Genomic DNA, 4,759 nt, shown 5'->3' with positions numbered 1-4,759 from the left:
CAGTACAGGAATGATAGATGTCCCTTTTTGCTGATAAAAGTATGATAGATACATTTTTTTAGAGCTATCTATCATACCTATTATTTTGATAATTAGAATATTATTAAAATGAATGATAGTATGATAGATATTTTTCCACTATGCATGACCGAATCCGTACAGTTTCACTCATTTTCGCACTGTTTCATTCATTTCCGTACCGATATGAATCATTTTGGACAAAACAATAATTAGCTCATGACGGCATGGCTATGAATCTTCTTTTAGAAATCCTGTAATCTTGAACCCAATCCCCCAATTCCCAACTAAGCCTGAATAAGGTTATTTTGGGACATTACTTTTTGAATAATCTCAATAAATTTCCGTGTAACCAATTTCTTATACCTACCTTTCAATTGAAACAAGTATACGTGCATTTCTCCTCCCTTTTCTTTCAAAGGCACAGCTTTTAAATCAGGCTGATTATCAACGCTATGCTGTGAAAGAACACTAATCCAATCTCCAGTGCGCACCATTTGCAGCAAAAGATTAGTATCATTTATTTCCGCCATTGGCTGGAGGCTAATCCCGCTTCGAGATGCTACATTTTCTATCACATTGCGGGTATATGACCCAGACTTTAACAGAGCGAGCGGATAATGTGTCAAGGCCTGTATTGATATTTTCTGCTGTGAAGCTAATGGAGAACGACGATGAACAATCACACACAAAGGGTCCGGGCATAAATCTATCTTCTCCGTCAATGACGATAATGCATCCAGCTTATATGCCAAGGCAAAGTCTACCTCATTGTTATGCAACATCGTAGTCATATCATTAATGGAAGTGGACTGTGTGAGTATCAGTTTTATACCGGGATATTCTTTTGAGAAACGGACAATGCTTTCCGCCAGCATGGGACACAGACTGTAAATCACACCAATACGGAGCTCACCTTTATAAATTTGCTGCATATCCCGAAGCTTCTGAATACCCGTTTCCGTTTCGATAATCGACTGCCGAGCATAAGGTAAGAATGCCTGCCCGGCATCCGTCAAATATACTTTCTTCCCTATACGTTCAAAAAGTGGTGTTCCCAGTTCACTTTCCGTTTGACGGATACTTTGTGAAAGGGTACTTTGGGTGATAAATAATTGTTTGGAAGCCTCCGTAAAATTGAGTACTTCCGCCAGTCGGATAAAATATCTAAGCTGCGTCAGTTCCATTATTATTTCCGATATATATCATTAAAAGTATTAATTATGCAAATATAAGACATCGTTTGGAAAGGCTGTAACTTTGCCGTCGATAAATAAATCAGGAATGAAGAAATAAATTTTATATATCAATCATTAATATTTGAAAGTATGGAAAATGTAGATTTAAGCAAGTATGGCATTGTCGGTAATTTTGAGATTGTACACAACCCATCGTATGAACAATTGTTTCAGGACGAAATGAACCCAGCTAATGAAGGTTTCGAGAAAGGTTATCTGACTGATACGGGAGCAGTAGCCGTGAATACTGGTAAGTTCACAGGACGGTCACCCAAAGACAAATATATTGTGAAAGATGCTATTACCGAAAATACTGTTTGGTGGGACGGGGTAATAAACAAGCCTGTTTCTACCGAAATATGGAATGACTTGAAAGCATTATCTCAAAAACAACTTTCTTCTTCAAGAAAGTTATATGTGGTAGATACTTTCTGCGGTGCTAATGAGAATACCCGCCTGAAAGTACGTTTCATTATGGAAGTGGCCTGGCAAGCACATTTTGTCACCAATATGTTCATGCGCCCCTCTTTTTATGATTTGAAAAACTATGGCGAACCGGATTTTGTGGTATTAAATTCTTCCAAGACTGTTAACCCGAATTGGAAAGAACAAGGCTTAAATTCGGAAGTTTTCGTCTGCTTTAATCTGACTGAACGTATGCAGGTGATTGGCGGCACATGGTATGGTGGCGAAATGAAAAAAGGAATGTTCTGTATGCAAAACTATTACCTGCCGCTGCAAGGTATTCCCTCAATGCACTGTTCCGCCAATGTGGGCGAGGCAGGTGATGTGGTGATTTTCTTCGGTTTGTCGGGAACGGGAAAAACTACTTTATCTGCCGACCCGAAACGTTATCTGATTGGAGATGATGAACATGGCTGGGATGAAAATGGTGTATTCAATTATGAAGGTGGTTGCTATGCCAAAGTTATTAACCTGAGCGAAGAGAGTGAACCAGATATCTGGCGTGCCATCCGTCGGGATGCACTGTTGGAAAATGTGACGGTACGTCCTGATGGAAGTGTAGACTTTACTGATAAATCAAGAACAGAGAATACACGTGTATCTTATCCGATTTATCATATCAATAAGATTGTACTTCCTTCCAAAGCTGGTCATGCAAAAAAAATCGTTTACTTGTCTGCCGATGCATTTGGCGTATTACCCCCGGTTTCTATCCTTGACGAGAACCAAGCTCAATATCATTTGCTGAGTGGCTTTACATCCAAACTGGCAGGTACTGAACGGGGCATCACCGAACCTATACCATCATTCTCGCCAGCATTTGGTGAAGCTTTCCTGACATTACATCCCACCATGTATGCAAAAACACTCGTTGCCCGGATGAAAGAACACGGTGCGAAGGCCTATCTTGTAAATACTGGTTGGAACGGTACGGGTAAACGAATTTCTCTCAAAGACACCCGTGCTATCATCGACTCCATCATCGATGGTTCTATTGATGAAGTGGATACGATTCATATTCCTATCATGAACCTGAATGTACCCAAAGCATTGAAAAATGTATCGGAAGGCATTCTCGACCCTCGTAATACTTACACCGATGTCAATGAATGGAAAGAAAAAGCAAAGAAATTGGCTGGTATGTATAGGGAAAACTTTAAGCAGTATTGCGATAATGACGCTGCCAAAGCACTTGTCGTTTTCGGACCCCAACTCTGAACCACCTCATCTATCAATCAGATACAGTAGTGCTACTTAATGTTTAAACTTTATTGTAAAGAAAATGAGTTTTATAATTTAGTCCAAATCCTACAAAATCTTATGTTAACCACTTAAAATAAAAGCGATGAATTTAAATTCATCGCTTTTATTTTATCTCTAAGTGAAGGTATTTTCTACTTTTTCACATCCTTATTAGCAATTGTATCGGATGAAGAACTACCAGGAGCCTGATCAATCAAATCCATGAACTGATCCAGTTTAGGAGTTATAATGATCTCGGTCCGGCGGTTACGAGCTTTTCCTTCTGCCGTATCATTACCGGCTACCGGATTAAATTCACCTCGACCGGCAGCTGTCAGGCGTTTGGGATTTATACCATAAATATTCTGTAATGCCTGAACAACAGATGAAGCACTCAACGCACTCAAATCCCAATTATTACGTATATTTGTACGAGAGAACGTGCCTGATTTTCTCTTAGCTGCAATTGTACCTATCACAATCTACAATGAAAGCTATCGCTCAAAGGTAACTTCTTATTAGTGGAGACAACCTTTATTTCATTTTCACCAGGTTGTAGTTCCACATTTTTCCATTCCAGAATAGCATACGAATCAGGTGTTGCTTTACCATAACTCTTACCGTTTACAAACAATTCGGCTCCTGACTGATTCGTGAAAGCAATAATTGTTTGCAAACGTTGTGTACGCGCCGTGTTACGTTTGCCTGTCAAATAAAGCATTGGTTCTTCCCCATTCCAGTTAGCTTTATAGAAGTAGAAAGCATCTTTACGAACTTTCCGGTCGAAGGTAACCAAACCTTTATCATTAATTCCGGGACGGTCTCCTTCAGTGCGATGTGCAGCGCCAAAATCAAACATATTCCATACAAAGCTTCCCCATACATAAGGGCGGGAAGAGATTGTTTTCCAGTTTTCAATGTGATAATACGTCTGCCAGTTTTCTGGATGCCACCAGCTGGTTGGTACAGTTTTAACCAACGAATCTTGTTGATGGTAAATACTTGCGCCGGCACCATATTCACTGATAGCGATACATATTTCCGGATGATCCTTATGCATTCGATCCAACCATTTCCCCAAATCAGCGGGAGTGCCACCATACCATCCATCATAACGGTTCCAGGCAATAGCATCCGTTATGAAATTCAAATCTCCCATTTGATTACTTGCAGAGGTCGTAAGTCGAGTAGGATCTTCCTGATGTGCCAGCACATTTAATTCTTTGATGTACTCAACCGGATTATCTCCCAACTCCGTCAACTCATTAAATAGCCCCCATACACAAATAGAAGGATGATTATAATGTTGGCGAATCAGCTCTTTGAGCTGTTCCTTTCCGTTGGCACGGAAAGCAGGTAAATCCACAAACCCCTTATCATTATATCCACCAGGGCCCACAAAAGGTATTTCAGCCCATACAATAATACCATTCTTATCCATCAGATCATAAAAATAAGTAGCCTGCGGATAATGCGCCAGACGAACAGCATTCACTCCCATCTCCAACATCAATGCCGCATCTTCCTCATGGTGTTGCGGGCGCAATGCATTGCCCACCTCACTCCTATCCTGATGACGGCAAACGCCTTGAAGAGGTAAATGTTTTCCATTCAGGAAAAAACCTTTATCAGGGTCGATCCGGTAAAAACGAAGTCCCAACGGTTGTGTGACGCGATCTACCATCTGACCATTCCGGGAAAGAGTCACTTCCGCCTGATAAAGGAAAGCTATAAAGTAAAGAACCATATAATCGTACGCCCATGCTGGGCGTACAAAAAACGGTACCACGACTCAC

Annotated in this window: 2 protein-coding genes and 2 pseudogenes; 1 reads left to right on the top strand and 3 read right to left on the bottom strand. The window is 40.6% G+C overall.

From position 1 onward, the window contains the following. Positions 1-305: 305 nt before the first annotated feature. Positions 306-1,205: a LysR family transcriptional regulator gene (locus tag AAHJ11_RS22275; protein ID WP_148367375.1), complete on the bottom strand. Its 900-nt coding sequence runs from the start codon at positions 1,203-1,205 to the stop codon at positions 306-308. A gap of 141 nt (positions 1,206-1,346) precedes the next feature. Between AAHJ11_RS22275 and pckA the strand changes: the two genes are divergently transcribed. Next, positions 1,347-2,939: a phosphoenolpyruvate carboxykinase (ATP) gene (gene pckA / locus AAHJ11_RS22270; protein ID WP_148367377.1), complete on the top strand. Its 1,593-nt coding sequence runs from the start codon at positions 1,347-1,349 to the stop codon at positions 2,937-2,939. A gap of 176 nt (positions 2,940-3,115) precedes the next feature. On the opposite strand, the pseudogene AAHJ11_RS22265 reads toward pckA, so the two are convergent. Then, positions 3,116-3,400: pseudogene (locus AAHJ11_RS22265) on the bottom strand (flagellar motor protein MotB); the annotation flags it as partial. 38 nt (positions 3,401-3,438) lie between these two features. Next, a pseudogene (locus tag AAHJ11_RS22260) lies at positions 3,439-4,689 on the bottom strand (glycoside hydrolase family 2 TIM barrel-domain containing protein); the annotation flags it as partial. Positions 4,690-4,759 lie beyond the last annotated feature (70 nt).

Origin of the sequence: Bacteroides sp. 90-K9/2, from assembly GCF_047310725.1 — a bacterium.
GTDB lineage: Bacteria > Bacteroidota > Bacteroidia > Bacteroidales > Bacteroidaceae > Bacteroides > Bacteroides vicugnae.
The sequence above is the reverse complement of the archived record's forward strand: the minus strand, read 5'-3'. Positions and strand labels throughout refer to the sequence as shown.

What these genes read in the sequence shown, in the direction of transcription:
- AAHJ11_RS22275 (WP_148367375.1), bottom strand. Translation starts at nt 1,205, where the DNA reads ATGGAACTGACGCAGCTTAGATATTTTATCCGACTGGCGGAAGTACTC.
- pckA (WP_148367377.1), top strand. Translation starts at nt 1,347, where the DNA reads ATGGAAAATGTAGATTTAAGCAAGTATGGCATTGTCGGTAATTTTGAG.